This is a genomic window from Shewanella sp. MF05913, assembly GCF_059758095.1.
Genome location: NZ_JCAYNT010000001.1, coordinates 499,271 through 515,478 on the forward strand (window position 1 = coordinate 499,271; position 16,208 = coordinate 515,478).

The window sequence follows — 16,208 nt, forward strand, 5'->3', positions numbered from 1 at the left end:
GTTAATAACTGTACTGGAAAAGCCAAACAGAACATTTTTAATTGAGAACTTTCAAACTCTACCTGTGACAGAACACCATTAGTCCAGGGTGAGGTCGTGAACGTTTTTTGAGCTGCTGATATTGACACACAATCGGTTTGACGCCTTGGCTTAGCTGTGATCTTATACTCTCTTTTGGGAGAGTAAATTATGTATCTTGAAGCCTTCACAACCTTTTTCAGCGAGCTTACCGACACGCGTTAATCGGCTAAAATCACTTATCCTCTCTAAGATATTTTATTTGTTACTCTCGGTGGTGTTATAGCTGGAGCCGAGGGCTGGAGCGAGATCCGTGATTACGCTGATGGTCATCTTGATTGGTTTCAATAGCATGGATATTTAAGTGATGGTGTCCCTGTCGATGACACGATCGCGAGGACCATCTTACGCATTGACCCAGAGCAATTTAGGCTGTGTTTCATAAAGTGGATGCAAGCCGTGCATGAAATAACGCAAGGTCAACTTATCGCGATAGACGGCAAGACATTGAGAGGCTCCTATCAACGCGGAAACCGACAATCAACAATTCATATGGTGAATGCGTTTGCATGTAAAAACAAAGTCGTTCTTGGGCAAGTCAAGACCTCTGAAAAGTCCAATGAAATCACTGCAATCCCAGAGCTAATAAAGCTTCTGGATATTGAAGGTGTTTTGGTTTCGATTGATGCCATGGGCTGCCAAGTTAACATTGCAGAGCATATTGTCGAGCAAGGAGGCGATTACTTATTTACGAATCTACGTAAAGCTGTAGAAACAGCATTTTCTGAGACACGTAAAGTCTCGCTAGGCGGCGTAAGCTTTGAGCAACAACATGGTCGTATCGAAGCGCGAATTTACCATGTCTTAAGTGCCAAACAGTTTAAAGAAGAATTCTCACAATGGCCTCAATTACAAACACTTGGCATGAGTATGAGCTTTCGTCAGCAAAAAGGAAAAGCGCCTGAGCTCATGTATCGTTACCATATCAGTTCCGCTGAACTGACAGAGTTGCAACTCGCTGAAGCGGTGCGTGCTCATTGGGCTGTAGAAAATAGCCTGCATTGGGTGTTAGATGTCAGTATGGCTGAAGATGCTTGCCAAATTTATCAAGACCATGTTGCTTTAAAATTGCGCTACGTTACGCCAAGGCGCATTGAATATACTTAGAAGCGAACCTTCAAAGGGAAGCATACCAGCTAAACAAAAACGAGCCTGGATGAAAACAGCATACTTAGAAGCGGTATTAAATGCTAGATTCAGTGATATGGCTAATTAATGAACACTCATGCGGTTGCCCTGCATTGATAGCGGTTACTGACCAATGGAGTTTTTTGAAAGAACCATGATGTACTCTTTGCATTTTCATAATATTTTCAACACCGATGAAGTAATCTAAGTTACGAGTACAAAATGTTTAATCGTTATCGAATAGTTGTTCGATACTTGAAAATTTACTTTCATTGGAAAGCTCGAAATAGTGCATGGCGAGTGCCAATTCTTTAGACATTAATAAAGCTCCCTATTGGGTATACTGCTATGAAGTAAACAAAACAATGGATATCAGGTTAAAATTATACGTTTATAAAAATAAGGATAAAATTACATCCATGATTATATTATGAGGTGTTCCAAAATATAAACGTTAACTATAGTTGTCATCCTTTGGCTATATCCATTAGCTGTAGGGGAAAATACCATAAAGTAAAATGCTGGTTCACGGCTCAAAGCATTGCCGTAAAGACAGTGTTATTTAGTATGAGCAAAGGAAACGTTGCGATCTTCTCAAGTTTTAAAGTTTGTATGGGAGAAGCGCCACAACGCTAGTGACGGTAGATCAAGGACTCACAAGGTAAATGGCCGCACGGCCATCATCATTACAATCTCATGTCTAATTCATTGTGGATCAACACCACACATTGCGATGCAAACAGCATTTTAGGGCCTAAGTTAATGTGTTGAGTACCAAGACGTTTAAGGCTGTTAAAACTCTTCTTAGGCATAGGGATATGGTCGGTTAGTAAAAAACATGGGTTTTGCGCAAACTCAACATCGCGAACCGGGGTACCTTTTTTCTCTAACATATAGAGCTGATAATCTTCGGCTAATTCTTGCACTAATTTTTCAAAGCTAACAGTGCGAACGGTGATGCCTGCTTCTACGTCACGTAACTGTTCTTTATCCATACCTTTGGATACCGTTAATGCCTTGGCTATTTTATTGGTGAGGTTTTGCTCATGAAAGCCACCAATATGACCTAACTCACTTGAACGAAAGCATATTGTGCGTGAAAAATCGGTCGTGCTTTCTAACACTAAATACACCACGACATCATCACGATGTGATTGAGCAACGAAGATGGTATTCATTAAGGTGTGGGCTAAAATTTCGGTATGAGCTGATTGGCCAATGCCCGCCAAAAACTGCTGGCTATCAACTGGAGCCGCTCTGGCTCGAACTACAAAAGCGCGCATCATAAATCCTATTGGAAATTAAATTAAGCTAACATCGATTCTCTTCTCCGCTAATCAGTGAGTCACAGTTAAATCTGTATCCCCCAATCCATTAACGACAAAGTATATTAGTCATTATCACAGTTTTAATGCCTACTGTAATGCGATTAATCTCAGTAACTAACATTATAAATCTCAATCACGTTTAAACAGCATTTTACGCCATGGGTGACGGTGAGTTTATATGCATATTGCGCTATTGAAGCGTCTTGAGTTTGGCGTTGATGACCTGTAGCCAGTTCGATGGTAGCTATCGCATTTTATCAATTTGAGCCCCAGTGAAAGAAAATTATAGGCTCACGTTGTTCATTATTTATGTTAAATGGCCAATCACTTTGCTGAACATGTGTGCGAGATCAGGGTTTGCCTGCCAAGAATAAGATATAAAGTATAAAAATTTTACATCTTAACTGGAGATACAATGTCAGATTCAATCCACGGCCATCAAGTGATGCAAATGATGTTAAACCACGGTTCTGCGTTAACGAAGCAAGAGCTTAAAATGATGATGGAAACTACGTTTGGCGCAGAGACTCGCTATCATACTTGCTCTGCTGAAGAAATGGACGCTGAGATGCTGATTACATTTTTAGAAGGCAAAGGTAAGTTTATTCCGAGTAATGGCGGCATTACCACCGCAGCCGATAAAATCTGTAATCACTAAACTCTCTAAGGTCACTAAACTATTTCAGGTCAATAAAGTAGCAATATATGGCTTAGCACTAGTTGGTTCTAGATAAGCCTAATATTACCTAATCTAACGTAAGATCCCCCTTCAATGTGAATCACTTACTTTTTAGTGATGATTTCTGGCTCGGATAAATAGATTTTACCAATTAACCCACAGCTTCCCGTTAAACCTTTGAAGTTCAATATGTGACCGACATCAAATTTTAACAATAAGAAGGCTCGTATTGTGTAGGTAACGGTGTAGGTGTGGTTATACAAGCAAATATAGATTTTCTAATATTACGCAAATCATCGCGGTTAAATAACATACTTACGTCGCACTGCTCTGCAGTGCTAAAGCCAATCCTGCTGATTTAACTATTCATGCCATTGGCTGTTTCTAAGACTAAGGCCAACTTTATGAACACATTATTTACGTCCTCAAAGTTAAACATTGCCACAAGCAGCCTTGACTGGGTTATGAGCCAAACCATAAGGCATTCATTAAATCTGCAAGATGCAGTAGCTCTTGATGAATTACAGCCACTTATTGTGCCAGACAAGCCGATTGAAACGCTGTATATCCACATTCCTTTTTGTCATACCTTGTGCCGTTATTGCTCATTTCATAAAATTAAATTTAATGAGCCTGTCGCGCGCGAATACTTTACGGCGCTGAGACAAGAAATTCGCCAAGTTATAGCCCAGGGCTTTCGTTTTAATCGGGTGTATATTGGCGGCGGCACGACCACTATTTTAGAAGATGAGTTGATTAAAACGATAGAGTTGATTAAGTCATTAACCTCAGTACGTGAAGTCACGTGTGAAAGTGACCCTATTTATTTTAAAGACGGTAATCCGCATTTGCTTAACGGTTTGGTTGACCGAATGTCGATTGGAATACAAAGCTTTGACGATAATATTTTAAAAGCGGTTGGTCGCTTTGAAAAATTTGGCAGCGGTCTACAACAGGCTGAGTATGTTAGTCGCGCTATCGAGATTATCCCTACGGTAAATGTAGATATGATGTATGGCTTTTCCATGCAAACACCTCAGACGGTGGCGAATGACTTGGCCCAAACCATTCGTTTACGTCCAGATCAAATTACCACCTATCCGTTAACCATTGGCTTAGGTAAAAATCGCAAAAAAGCCGGTTGCCTTGCTGGCGAACCTAACGCGCTATGGCCACAGTTTTTAGCGGTAAAACAAGCATTAGCAGAACACTATATTATGGAGTTTCCGTGGACCTTTAGCCGTAACTTCGGTCAGCCAGTTGAACATAAATATGTATTAGATGGTGAAGACTGCTTCGGTGTCGGTTCTGGCGCATTTGGTCGTTTTGGCGAGCAGTTTAGAATTTCCAGTTTTGATATTCCAAATTATATTCACCTTATCAAAGCAGGAAAAAGTGGCACTTGTTATACCAAGCCATTAAAAACCAAGGCACTTTCACAGCATTATTTAATGATGATGATGGGTCTTGGCTTGCTGAACAATCAACAATGTAAAGCCTATACCGGCAAGTCTTTGTGGCACGCATTCCCGTTAGAAATGAGTTTTTTAATTTCAGCAGGGGCGCTGACTAAACAAGGTGATAATTACATTACCACCGTTGAAGGCCAGTTTATTGCGCTTAAAATGTTTTCAGGCTTTTTATCTGGAATGGATTTTCTTCGCGAGCAGGCCCGTGAATTACCCTTAAGCGCAATTGAAACACTGGCAAGTATTTAACCTCTGATCGGATTAATTAACGGCTATCAACCAGCCCTTTGTCTTACAGCAGCGTTGCATTGATTTGCATTGATTTGCATTAGGCTAGCGATTGACGCAGTTAGTAATAAAAGACTGCGTCTTGCTAGCAAACCAATGGGGAAGTCTGATATCAACAGGCCCTAACGTCTTGTCAGTATCATTTTACGTCTTATTGATAACGTCAAGAATTACAGATTGTAAAGGGGCTAGTTCAATATCAACACTGGCACTGCCATCTTGATGCCAAATGAGTTGCTGATTGAGTGGGGTGTTTTTTAATAAATCGGTCAGTTGTTTATTACCGTTAATATGCCACATTTGCATGAGTGTATTTGGTAGCTGAAGGATAAATTGCTTGCTCTGGCTTTGGCTGAAATTACTGACGATGATTAATTGCTGAACATCGTTAAAGCGGCTGAAAGCAAATACGCTGTCATCATAGCCTTTAAGCTTATTTTGGCGTTGGATGCTGTCTAATTCTCTATACTCACCGCTTAGCGCAGTAGCGGTATGGCTTAAGTTTATTAGCGTTTGATAATAGGTGCGCAATGCCTTTTCATCAGGTGTTGACTGTCCACCATCAAACTTGCCGTTATTCATCCAGCGCTGGTGTGCAGGCACGCCAACATAATCAAAAATACTGGTGCGAGTCGGTTGTCCAAAGCCTGCATTTTCAGCGCCTTGCTCGCCGACATCCTGGCCAAAATACAGCAAGGTGGGTGAGCGGCTTAATGTGGTCGACACCACCATTGCTGGCAGAGCATTAAATGCATTACCGGCAAAATCGGCGGTGTTAATACGTTGCTCGTCGTGGTTTTCTAAAAAGTGCAGCATATGTTGTTCAATGTCGCTCACTTTTGCTTGCACTGTGGCGATAACCGCTGTGCTGGCTTTACCTTGAATAATGGCTTTTAAGCTGTCGTATAAATCCACTTTGTCGTACAGGTAATCCATTTTACCTAAATGAATATAATCACGATATAAATCAGGGTTATATACCTCAGCCAGAATAAAGGCATTGGGGTTTGTGTGTTTAATGTGGCTGTTGAGATAGCTCCAAAATTCAACCGGTACCATTTCGGCCATGTCGTATCGAAATCCATCCACTCCTTTGGCTAACCAGTATTGGGCAATGTGTTCAAACTTACGCCATGAATCTGGAATGTCATCTGTGGCCTGTGCTTGCCAAAAAACCAAATGCTCCGCGGCCGTTTTGCTTGCATAGTCAGCGGGCAGTGCAGGGAAGTCTTGGCTGCCATCGGGCTTAATACCATAATTTATTTTAACGGTTTCATACCAGTCGTTGGCGTCAGGTTTGGCTAAACGTGAGCCATTACCGGTCCATTTAGCTGGAGATTCAGTAAACTTACCGTCGCTCAGAGGATGAGTTTCGCCGCCTAATGGGGCGTAGCCAGTGGGAGCATCGGGTACGGCAAAGTCTTCACCGATCACATAATAAAAGTTGTTATGTTTGCTATAAACCTGTGAGGTATCGTCATTGGCACCAAAGTCTGGCTCACCTTTTGGGGCTGAAAGAGAGTGATAGTTACGGGCAATATGATTGGGCACTATGTCGATAATCACTTGCATGCCATTATCGTGAGTGCGCTCGATTAAGGCTTCAAATTCTGCCAGGCGATTGGCTGGATTGGTCGCTAAATCTGGGTTGACGTTGTAATAATCTTTTACCGCATAAGGTGAGCCTGCACGGCCTTTAACGACATCGGGGTCGTCATTGCTGATCCCAACACTGGTGTAATCGTTAATGACCGCATGATGAGGCACACCGGTATACCACACGTGAGTGGTGCCTAGGGATTTGATGTCTTGTAAAGCGGTATCGGTAAAGTCGCTAAATTTGCCGACGCCGTTGTCGGCAATGGTGCCCCAAGGTTTATTGGTGGTATTAGTGTTGCCATATAAGCGAGTGAAAACCTGGTATACCACGGGTTTACCGGTTGTTGGCGATGACTTAACTTGTGTCATTGATAATGCCGATTGTCTCACATTTTCAGTCTGTTGAATGTCGGTATTGTTGGGCTTACAGCCGCTGATGCTTAAACTTAACCCTATCACGGCTATGTAGGCGAGGGGACGCATGTTAACGTTAATTGATACAGAAGGTAATAACATAGGGACTCTTTTATCTTGGTATCCACTTGGTGTGGTGCATAAGCGTGTGTGTTTATCACGGCTAGGCTAATCCACAGTGGTTCAGCCTAGCCATAGCAATGTGTAATACCATTCCGCATTAATAAGTGACCACTCAGAATGCATCCAGCGGTTTTTGATTAAGGCGTCGCTGTGTAGTAATGGTTATTCCCTTTCAAATAGCGAGAACGCAAAGCAAAAGCCGCTGGGGCATTCCTTTCTGGCGAGTTTTAAAAGGGCTTACACTGCGTTGCATGACTTCGAAAGAGAACAACTATTCATTCAGTCATACGCCTTGTTTAAGCCCTTTTAAATTCTAGCTGAGAGATCATTTACTAACGCGGAATGGTATAAGCTTATCGTTTGAGCGACAAAATCGTCACGCCTTTTTGCTCAAGCTTAAGCGGAACATCTAATCGATAAGATTTCTGATTGATAATATCAACGCCTTGAGTATTGCCATTAAATACGCTGCTAAAGCGTGATAAGTCGAGCGCTACACTTTGCTCATTTTTATTGTAGATAATCAATAAGGTTTCATTATCCGCATGGCGGCTTTGCACGTAAACGCCATCCTTAGGCACAAAATGGCGCAAATTGCCGTGTTGTATTGCTGCAGAATTTTTACGGTAATTAAGCAAGCTGCGCATAAATGACAATGTGGCTTGTTGCTGGTTATCTAAGCCTTCACCGGTAAAGGCGTTGACCTTATCTTGCGGCCAACCACCCGGGAAATCACCGCGCACCGCGCCATCGTTTCTGCCTTCACTTGGGCTTTGCATTAGCACTTCTGTGCCGTAAAAAATCTGTGGAATGCGGTTGCTGGTGAGTACGTAGGCCATCGCAATATTAAACAAGCCTAAATCGTTTTTCATTAAGCTGTATAAACGGTTGGTGTCGTGATTGCCCTCAAATAAGACTAAGTCTGTCGGCTTGGCATACACCACATCGTCGGCTAAGCGTTGGTACAAATTAATTAAGCCTGTGTCCCAGCCTTCTGGCTCGGTTAAACTGGCAATCAAAGTGTCGTACAGCGGAAAGTCCATCATACTTGGGGTGTATGAGGTGTAACCATCGTTATTTTGTTTACCTGACTGCCAGTAACTCACGGTAATCGGGTTGCTTGTCCACTCTTCGCCAACAATATTAAAGTTTGGGTATTCGTCCATAATGGCTTTAGACCAATGGGTTAAAAATGCTTTGTCTGCATAAGAGTAGGTGTCTTCGCGTATACCACTCAAGCCTGCATATTCAACCCACCAAATGCTGTTTTGAATTAAGTAAGTTGCCATGTGTGGATCGGTTTGATTCATGTCGGGCATCGCGTCGGTAAACCAGCCTTGGTCAAAGTCGGCGGTGTCACTGGCCACAGCGTATGGGTCTTGTACTGTGGTGCGACGGTGGCTGGTGTACAAAATATCTTGCGGATTTTGCTGCCAGGCTTGTTGGCCGTTAACCCAGGTTTCGCTCGGAAAATCGGCCATCCATTGATGACCTGAGCCCATGTGATTCACAATGACATCTTTAATGACCCCAATGCCAAAACTACGCGCCTCTTGCACCAGTGCCTGGTACTCTTCGTTGGTACCAAAACGTGGGTCTATTTGATAAAAGTGGGTGGTTGAATAACCGTGATAAGAATACTTATCTTGGTTGTTTTCAAGCAGTGGGTTAATCCATAACTGAGTCACACCTAGCTCGTGCAGGTAGGGCAGCGCTTTACGGATCCCAAAAATGTCGCCACCGTGGCGACCACCATCAACACTACGGTCGCTCTTTTCGAGCATGCTTGGGTGATTATCGTTATCTGGATTGCCGTTAACAAAGCGGTCTGGGGTGATTAAGTAAATCACATCTTTATTACTAAACCCCTGGCGTTCGCGCGCGCCAGGCTCACGTGCTTGAATAGCATAATCAAATTGTTCGACTAGCTGATCATTATCATAAAGACCAATTTTTAGTTGTTGTGCTTTGGCATCTTGTAAATCTAAATTGATGAACAAATGATTGGGGCTTGCGGTTTGCTCAACGTTGACCAGCTTTACGCCCTGTGCGTTGAGCAGTTTAACCTGGTGGCCACGAATATTATCGCCAGCAACCAATAATTGCAGTTGTGGATTGTGCATGCCTGCCCACCACGAAAGGGGTTCAACGTTAACCGCCGCATTCACAGATAATGCACTGCAACTGATTGCTAAACCGAATAAAATTGAACCTGCAAGCAAACACTTTTTTGCAGGCGTTAATGAGTTTGGTTTTGCGTGAGTCTTTGAGCGTGACTTTGAGTGTAACTTTGAGTTCGACAAGGTCATGTGGTGTCCTTTTTAGTTCTTTTTTTATGGTATTGATCTTCTTATCTTCAACAGATGCCATGCACTAAATCCACTAAATCCACTAAATCCACCAAATCCACTAAAGCGCGCGAATAAACGCGCTATGTTCAGGCATGTTGGCAACGGTGGTGTTAATCACTTTACTGATGTTGCCTAGGTAGTCTTGTAATGCAGCGGGCTCAACCGCTGCCGCGAGCGGATGAAAGTCTGCCGGTGTAATGCCCTGGCCGAGCATCACCTGGATCCAGGCGGCTTCGGTGAAGAGTTCGTCTTGGTGCCTAAATACACAGGCTGTTTGGCTAAATAAATCGATTTTTTGCTGCAAGCTCTCAGGAATATTCATGTCGCGGCAATGCTGCCATAACCCAGTATTATCGGGTTCTGTTTGTTTGGCGTTGAGGTGGTAGTGCAAAATAATAAAGTCGCGAATTTGTTCAAACTCAGTTTGTGATTGGCGATTAAACTCATCGACTTGCTGAGATTGAATGCCGTGATGCGGGAACAATTTAGTTAGACGAATAATCGCCGATTGCACTAAATGTAAGCTGGTGGATTCTAGCGGCTCTAAAAAACCGCTCGATAAACCAATCGCGACACAGTTTTTATGCCACTGTTTTACCCGTCTGCCCGTGGTGAATTTGATTTTACGGGGCTCAGCTAATGGTGTGCCATCAAGGTTATTGAGTAACAGCTGTTTTGCTTGCGCATCACTCATGTATTGGCTGCTATAAACAATGCCATTGCCGGTGCGATGTTGCAGCGGAATACGCCATTGCCAACCTGCATCATGTGCGGTGGCTTTAGTATATGGCAGCAGTGGATGAGTACTTTCACACGGCACGGCGTAGGCACTGTCACAAGGTAACCAATGTTGCCAGTTTTCATAATCGACACCGAGCGCTTGCTCAATTAATAGGGCAGAAAAGCCCGAGCAGTCGATAAATAAATCACCGGCGATGGTTTGGCCGTTTTGCAAGTTAACACTGGCAATATTGCCGTGGTTATCAAGTGTTGTGTTATCTATTTTGCCTTCAATACGGTTAACACCTCGTTGCAAGCAATATTGTTGCAGCATGTTGGCGTATAGGCTGGCATCAAAATGGTAGGCATGAGTAATGCCCGACATTTGTGCATTGGGAATATTGGCAATAGGCTGAAATTTATTGTGTTTAGCGGCCTGGTAATTAATGGAGTATCGCCAAAAGTCTGCTGAATTATATTGCGAGTTTGAGTCAGTCTTTTGAGTGGCCTGGGCACAAAGCCAGTAATGATGGAATGAAGTAAAACCTAGGTCGCGGCCAACATTACCAAAGGCATGCATGTAAGCATCACCTTGTTGATACCAGTTTTCAAATTCGATGCCCAATTTATAAGTGGCTTGGGTCGCGTTAATAAAGTCGCTTTCTTTAATGCCCAGAACGCTATTAAAAATTTGTAGCGGGGGGATTGTCGCTTCGCCCACACCAATAGTGCCAATGGCGTCAGACTCGATGAGAGTAATATGGAGTTGGGTGTTAAACAGCCTCGCTAGCATGGCCGCTGTCATCCACCCTGAGGTGCCGCCGCCCACAATGACAATGTTTTTTATTGTTGTTTGTTTCATTGTTATCGCCTTTGTTTATTGTGTGATGAGTGCAATAAAGTAAAAAAGCCCCTGTAAAAGGTACAGAGGCTTTTGAGGGAGGTTTTATATTACAAGCCGTTTAAAACTTGTAGTTGGCACCTAACATAAAGTTACGACCATAGTTTTGATAATCACGTACGTGACGTGCATCTTCACCTGTATATGAGGTAAATGGCTCGTTGGTTAGGTTGTTGACCTGGAACTGAACCGATAAACCGTATAGGGCATCGATTCCGCTTTCAGTAAAGTCATAACCAATTTGCGCATCAACGACGGTTTCAGCTTTCACGTTAACGTTGACACGCGTTAAGCTGATTGCGGTCACTTCACCTAGGAAGTCGCTGCGGTAGCGTGAGCTAATACGCGCTTCAAAGCCGGCGTTTTCATAGTAAACCGTTGCGTTAAAGGTTTTTTCAGATAGGCCTGGCAATGTTGTCGCTGCGCTATCTGAGGTTTCTTTCACTTCACTGTCGTTATACGAACCACTTAAGATGGTACCAAAACCCTCAAGTTGATCTGCAAATAAGCCGAAATCTAGTGATAAAGAGGCTTCAATACCTTGTACATAACCGCCTTGACCATTTTGTGGTTGAGACACAAGCCCGATTGGGTTGTCGTCAGCGCCTTGAGGTAAAATAGTGCTAAAATCAAAGGCTGATTGTTGGTCATAGACGTAGTTTTCTAGGTCTTTGTAGAAAACAGCTAACGAGAAGTAGCCTTGATCGCTAAAGTAGTTTTCGTAGCTAATGTCATATTGACGCGCTAACCAAGGGCGTAATTCAGGATTACCCGCACCACCAGACCAGTTAACACCGTCGTTTGGATTTTCATTGTAGCTAAAGTTAACGTTAGCATTCATTTTGTCCATACGCGCACGGGTTAACGTACGTGCTGCCGCAAAGCGAACCATTTGACCGTCGGCCACTTCAAAGCCTAAATTCATGCTTGGTAACCATTCAACGTAAGAGTCACCTGCGGTGCGAGGTGTTAAGCTAACCACTCCGCTTTCAACGGTTGCGACTGTTCCGTCAGAGCTTTGGTCAGTATGTACGGCTTGTAAACCGACGTTACCCGTTAATGGGAAACCCATTAATTCAGATTCCAGGTTTGCTTTAACAAATACGGTAGACACTTCTTCTGAAACAGACCAAGAGTTAGTTGCGCGAGATAAATCTACATCTGCTACGTCTGTTTCGGTGTAACCACCGGCATTATAAAATGCTAATGAGTCGTAGCTAAGTACATCACCCATACCGAAAAAGTCGAGTGAAGTCGGCGATAACAAGAATTGATCTGGCACGGTTTCTAGGTAGTTATCTGACCCATCGTAGCCGGCAAGTGTTAAGTAATAACCTTTATCAAGCTTACTCTTGTCACGATTTGTGCGATTAACACCAAATTCAACGCTACGAACAGCGCCTTCATCAAAGATGTACTCAGCACTTAAACGGAACGAGTTTAGCTCATCTTCAATTTCTGGTTTATTAATAAAACCGTCTTGGGTGTTAGGCCCTAATGGACTGCCCCAGCCGAGTGGGTCGCCTAATTTAATCACATTTGGATCGGCGTAATCTAAGTTGTGAGTAAAGTCATAACCGCCATCGCCATTATAGGCAAAACCTAAGTCATCAACCGCGCCAACGCCGGTACCACGACCTGTGCCGCTGTAACTTTCCATACCAATGTCGGTACGATCGGCTTTTGACATTGCAATGTCAGCTTCAACGCGCCAATTATCATTGATGGTGTATTTGTTGTTCCAGCCAATCGATAACGAGTCAGCATCACGTTTGTTGACATCGTTACGCACAACGACTTCAGCGCCACTTATCGAGCCCGACACCATCAAACCATCTTCACTTGTAGGTGAAACTAAACCACCGTTAGATCCCCAAGCACCAGGAATTTCTATACCACGTAAACGCTGATCATCAGTAAATTTAGTGTAATAAATATCAACAACTGAAGTGAATTGGTTATTAGGTGCGTATTCAAATACAGCTAATACACCATCGCGCTCTAATTCGCTTGAGCGTACAAACGGTTTTGCTCCACCTAAACCGGTAAAGCCAGCAGCTTCGCCATCGACATCGTTATATGACCCGTCTGCATTGTAAAACTCTCGCCCATTATCAACATGCTTGTATAAATCTGGGTAACCCCATGCCTGCCAGCGCTCTTCTTGGTTAGGCGACTTCATACGGGCATAACCCAATGCAATACCAATAGTGTCGTCGGCAAACTGGTCGATATATGAAATGCTGCCACGATAACCAGTGTCGCTTGAACCACTGTTAAGTGAACCCAAATCGTTCATTTCGCCACGTAATGACACCGCAATGGCTTGCTCGCCATGAGTCAGTGGGCTAATGGTTTGCATGTCTACCGTGCCGCCAATGGCTTGCGCCATAACCGATGCATCAGGGGTTTTGTACACCACAACACGGTTAAGTAATTCAGAAGGGTATTGGTCAAATTCAACGCCACGGTTGTCATTGACAGACGCTTGTTCGCGACCGTTTAAGGTGGCAGTGGTAAAATCTGGGCCTAGGCCACGAATAGAAATAACGTTTGCACGGCCATCAAGTCGCTGTGCGGTAATACCGGGTAGGCGAGCGAGTGACTCTGCGATACTGACATCAGGTAATTTACCAATGTCTTCTGCAGAAATGGCTTCAACGATTGAAGATGAAGACATTTTTAATGATTGTGATTCTTGTAAACTGCGACGAATACCAGTGACCTGGATCACTTCGATATTTTCTTCAGCGGTTTCTGTTGTTTGTACATCATCTGCAGCGTAAGCGCTGATACTCGCACCCGCGGCGGCTAATGCTAACGTAAGTAGGCTCGGTTTAAATAGCAACATTCATCTTTCCCCTTTAGTGAACACTTAACCGCTTGATTTAGGTCGAGTGTTAGTGTCCTTTTGAATTATGGTTACAGTCTTTATTGTGTTTATGCCCCAGCATGCTCAATGACTATGATAAATAACTATGTTAAATAACCATTATAAGTGACTGCATAAGTGCTGGAGTTATGACCAAATTGTTGCACAACAGTGACGATACTACTCCCAGTACACTTTTGCCGACAATATTATGCATACGTATTCAAAGCTTGTTGCAGGGATATAGAGGGGTAATTGTATATTTGAAAGCCATTGCGGTTGATATCAAAATCAAAGATAAGGTTCTGTTTTTATTGCTTATTTGTTGCTACTGGTAAAGTGGTAATGCTATTTGTTTCTTTGCATACGTATGCAGGTGTATTGAACCTGATTTCCTTATTCACGTATCCTCAGGGATATCAATAAAACAACAGCGGGCTGTTACTCGTTCGCAACATAAAGTTAACTTGCGGGTCTTGAGACGGGTTAGCTTATTTTAAGGGGAAACAATGGGTCAGGTAACCTGGTGGCGTGGTGGGGTGATTTATCAAGTCTATCCTCGCAGTTTGATGGATTCGAATGGCGATGGTGTGGGTGACTTGCAGGGGATCATAGCCAAGCTTGATTATATTGCGAGCCTCAATGTTGACGCGATATGGATTTCTCCTTTCTTTAAGTCGCCAATGAAAGATTTTGGTTACGACATCAGTGACTACCTTGAAATTGACCCATTATTTGGCACCATGGCTGATTTTGATCAACTTATTGAACAGGCTCATCTACGCAATATTAAAGTGGTGATTGACCAGGTATTAAGTCATACCTCTGATCAACATGCGTGGTTTGAGCAAAGTCGCCAGAGTCGTGACAACGATAAAGCCGACTGGTACGTGTGGGCGGATCCTAAAGATGATGGTAGCGCGCCAAATAACTGGTTAGCTATTTTTGGTGGTTGCGCATGGGAATGGGAGCCTCGTCGTCAGCAGTATTACTTACATAACTTCCTTAAAAGCCAACCAGATTTAAACTTCCATTGCCCACAAGTCCGTCAGGCGGTGTTAAACAACGTGGAGTTCTGGCTTAAAAAGGGTGTCGATGGTTTCCGTCTTGATGCGATCACGTTTTGTTATCATGACGAGCAATTACGCGACAACCCTGCTAAACCGAAAGACCAACGCCAAGGCCGTGGGTTCAGCGAAGACAATCCTTACGCTTATCAATACCACTATTACAATAATACCCGGCCGCAAACGGTGGGCTTTATTGAAGCGTTGCGTGCATTGATTAACCGTTATCCCGGTGCCGTGACATTAGGTGAGGTTTCCTCAGAAGATTCACTCGCGACCATGGCTCAATACACTCAGGGCGATGACCGCCTACATATGGCCTACAGTTTTGAGCTATTAACCGATGATTTTAGCGCAGCCTATATTCGCCAAACCGTAGAAGCATTAGAGGCTAGTATTGGTGACGGTTGGCCATGTTGGGCAATAGGCAACCATGACGTTCAACGTGTTGCCACGCGTTGGGGCAAGGAACAGGTTAACCCGACCATGGTCAAAATGCTCAATGCGATGTTGTTTTCGTTACGCGGTAGTGTCTGCAGCTATCAAGGTGAAGAGTTAGGGTTAACCGAAGCGCCAATCGAATTTAACCAGTTACAAGACCCGTTTGGTCTTGCCTTTTGGCCAATGTTTAAAGGTCGTGATGGTTGTCGTACGCCAATGCCCTGGGTTAAGTCTGCAGATAATGCCGGTTTTAGCCATACACAACCCTGGTTACCCATCTCAGCAGAGCACATCAATAGTGCAGTGGATGTACAAGAAGCCGATAGCGACTCTATTTTAAACAGTTATCGTCACTTTTTAGCATGGCGTAAACAACAAAATATACTCATCGACGGTGATATCCAATTTGTCGATGCACATCCTAATGTGTTGGCTTTTGTCAGAACACTCGGCTCGCAGCGGATGTTGGTATTATTTAACTTATCGACACAACCATCACAGTTTGAGTTAGCTGACATTAAGGTCAATACCGTGCTGAACGACCATGGACTAGCAACAGGGCATCAAGATAAACAGCAAGCAAACACTATTGTGTTACCAGGGTTTAGTAGCTTTTATGCCTATATCGACTAACTTAATTAAAGCCGAAGTACGCTGAGTATTTCGGCTTTTTTGATCAAAAGGCCCTATATCGAGCTGTATAGGCCTTATTGTGCCATCTCACAGACATCACAGCAGATGTCCTAAACA

The 16,208-nt window shown here is 43.5% G+C and carries 9 protein-coding genes and 1 pseudogene; 5 read left to right on the top strand and 5 right to left on the bottom strand.

What is annotated here, in order from left to right; genetic code table 11:
- The first annotated feature begins 189 nt into the window (after positions 1–189).
- A pseudogene (locus tag AC19MV_RS02250) lies at positions 190–1,294 on the top strand (ISAs1 family transposase).
- A gap of 598 nt (positions 1,295–1,892) precedes the next feature.
- On the opposite strand, the gene trmY reads toward AC19MV_RS02250, so the two are convergent.
- Entirely contained in the window at positions 1,893–2,489 is a 597-nt protein-coding gene (gene trmY / locus AC19MV_RS02255) for a tRNA (pseudouridine(54)-N(1))-methyltransferase TrmY (RefSeq protein ID WP_498299098.1), read from the bottom strand.
- A gap of 460 nt (positions 2,490–2,949) precedes the next feature.
- Between trmY and AC19MV_RS02260 the strand changes: the two genes are divergently transcribed.
- Positions 2,950–3,192, top strand: coding sequence for a YecH family metal-binding protein (locus tag AC19MV_RS02260; RefSeq protein ID WP_498299096.1), 243 nt, complete (start codon positions 2,950–2,952; stop codon positions 3,190–3,192).
- 425 nt (positions 3,193–3,617) lie between these two features.
- The gene (locus tag AC19MV_RS02265; RefSeq protein ID WP_498305533.1) at positions 3,618–4,931 is read left to right on the top strand and encodes a coproporphyrinogen III oxidase family protein; all 1,314 of its coding nucleotides are present in this window, start codon (positions 3,618–3,620) and stop codon (positions 4,929–4,931) included.
- A 183-nt stretch (positions 4,932–5,114) separates the two neighbouring features.
- On the opposite strand, the gene AC19MV_RS02270 is transcribed toward AC19MV_RS02265, so the two are convergent.
- The gene (locus AC19MV_RS02270; protein ID WP_498305535.1) at positions 5,115–7,085 is read right to left on the bottom strand and encodes an alpha-amylase family glycosyl hydrolase; all 1,971 of its coding nucleotides are present in this window, start codon (positions 7,083–7,085) and stop codon (positions 5,115–5,117) included.
- 374 nt (positions 7,086–7,459) lie between these two features.
- The gene (locus AC19MV_RS02275; RefSeq protein WP_498305537.1) at positions 7,460–9,229 is read right to left on the bottom strand and encodes a glycoside hydrolase family 13 protein; all 1,770 of its coding nucleotides are present in this window, start codon (positions 9,227–9,229) and stop codon (positions 7,460–7,462) included.
- Here AC19MV_RS02275 and AC19MV_RS02280 point away from each other — a divergent pair.
- Entirely contained in the window at positions 9,228–9,368 is a 141-nt protein-coding gene (locus AC19MV_RS02280) for a hypothetical protein (RefSeq protein WP_432399539.1), read from the top strand. The two genes, AC19MV_RS02275 and AC19MV_RS02280, sit on opposite strands and share 2 nt — an antisense overlap.
- Positions 9,369–9,515: 147 nt before the next feature.
- Here the strand turns inward: AC19MV_RS02280 and AC19MV_RS02285 are convergent, their stop codons facing one another.
- Entirely contained in the window at positions 9,516–11,039 is a 1,524-nt protein-coding gene (locus AC19MV_RS02285; protein WP_498305539.1) for a tryptophan halogenase family protein, read from the bottom strand.
- A 100-nt stretch (positions 11,040–11,139) separates the two neighbouring features.
- Positions 11,140–13,929, bottom strand: coding sequence for a TonB-dependent receptor (locus AC19MV_RS02290; RefSeq protein WP_498305541.1), 2,790 nt, complete (start codon positions 13,927–13,929; stop codon positions 11,140–11,142).
- A gap of 530 nt (positions 13,930–14,459) precedes the next feature.
- On the opposite strand from AC19MV_RS02290, the gene AC19MV_RS02295 reads away from it, so the two are divergent.
- Entirely contained in the window at positions 14,460–16,091 is a 1,632-nt protein-coding gene (locus tag AC19MV_RS02295; RefSeq protein WP_498305543.1) for an alpha-glucosidase family protein, read from the top strand.
- The last annotated feature ends 117 nt before the right edge of the window (positions 16,092–16,208 follow it).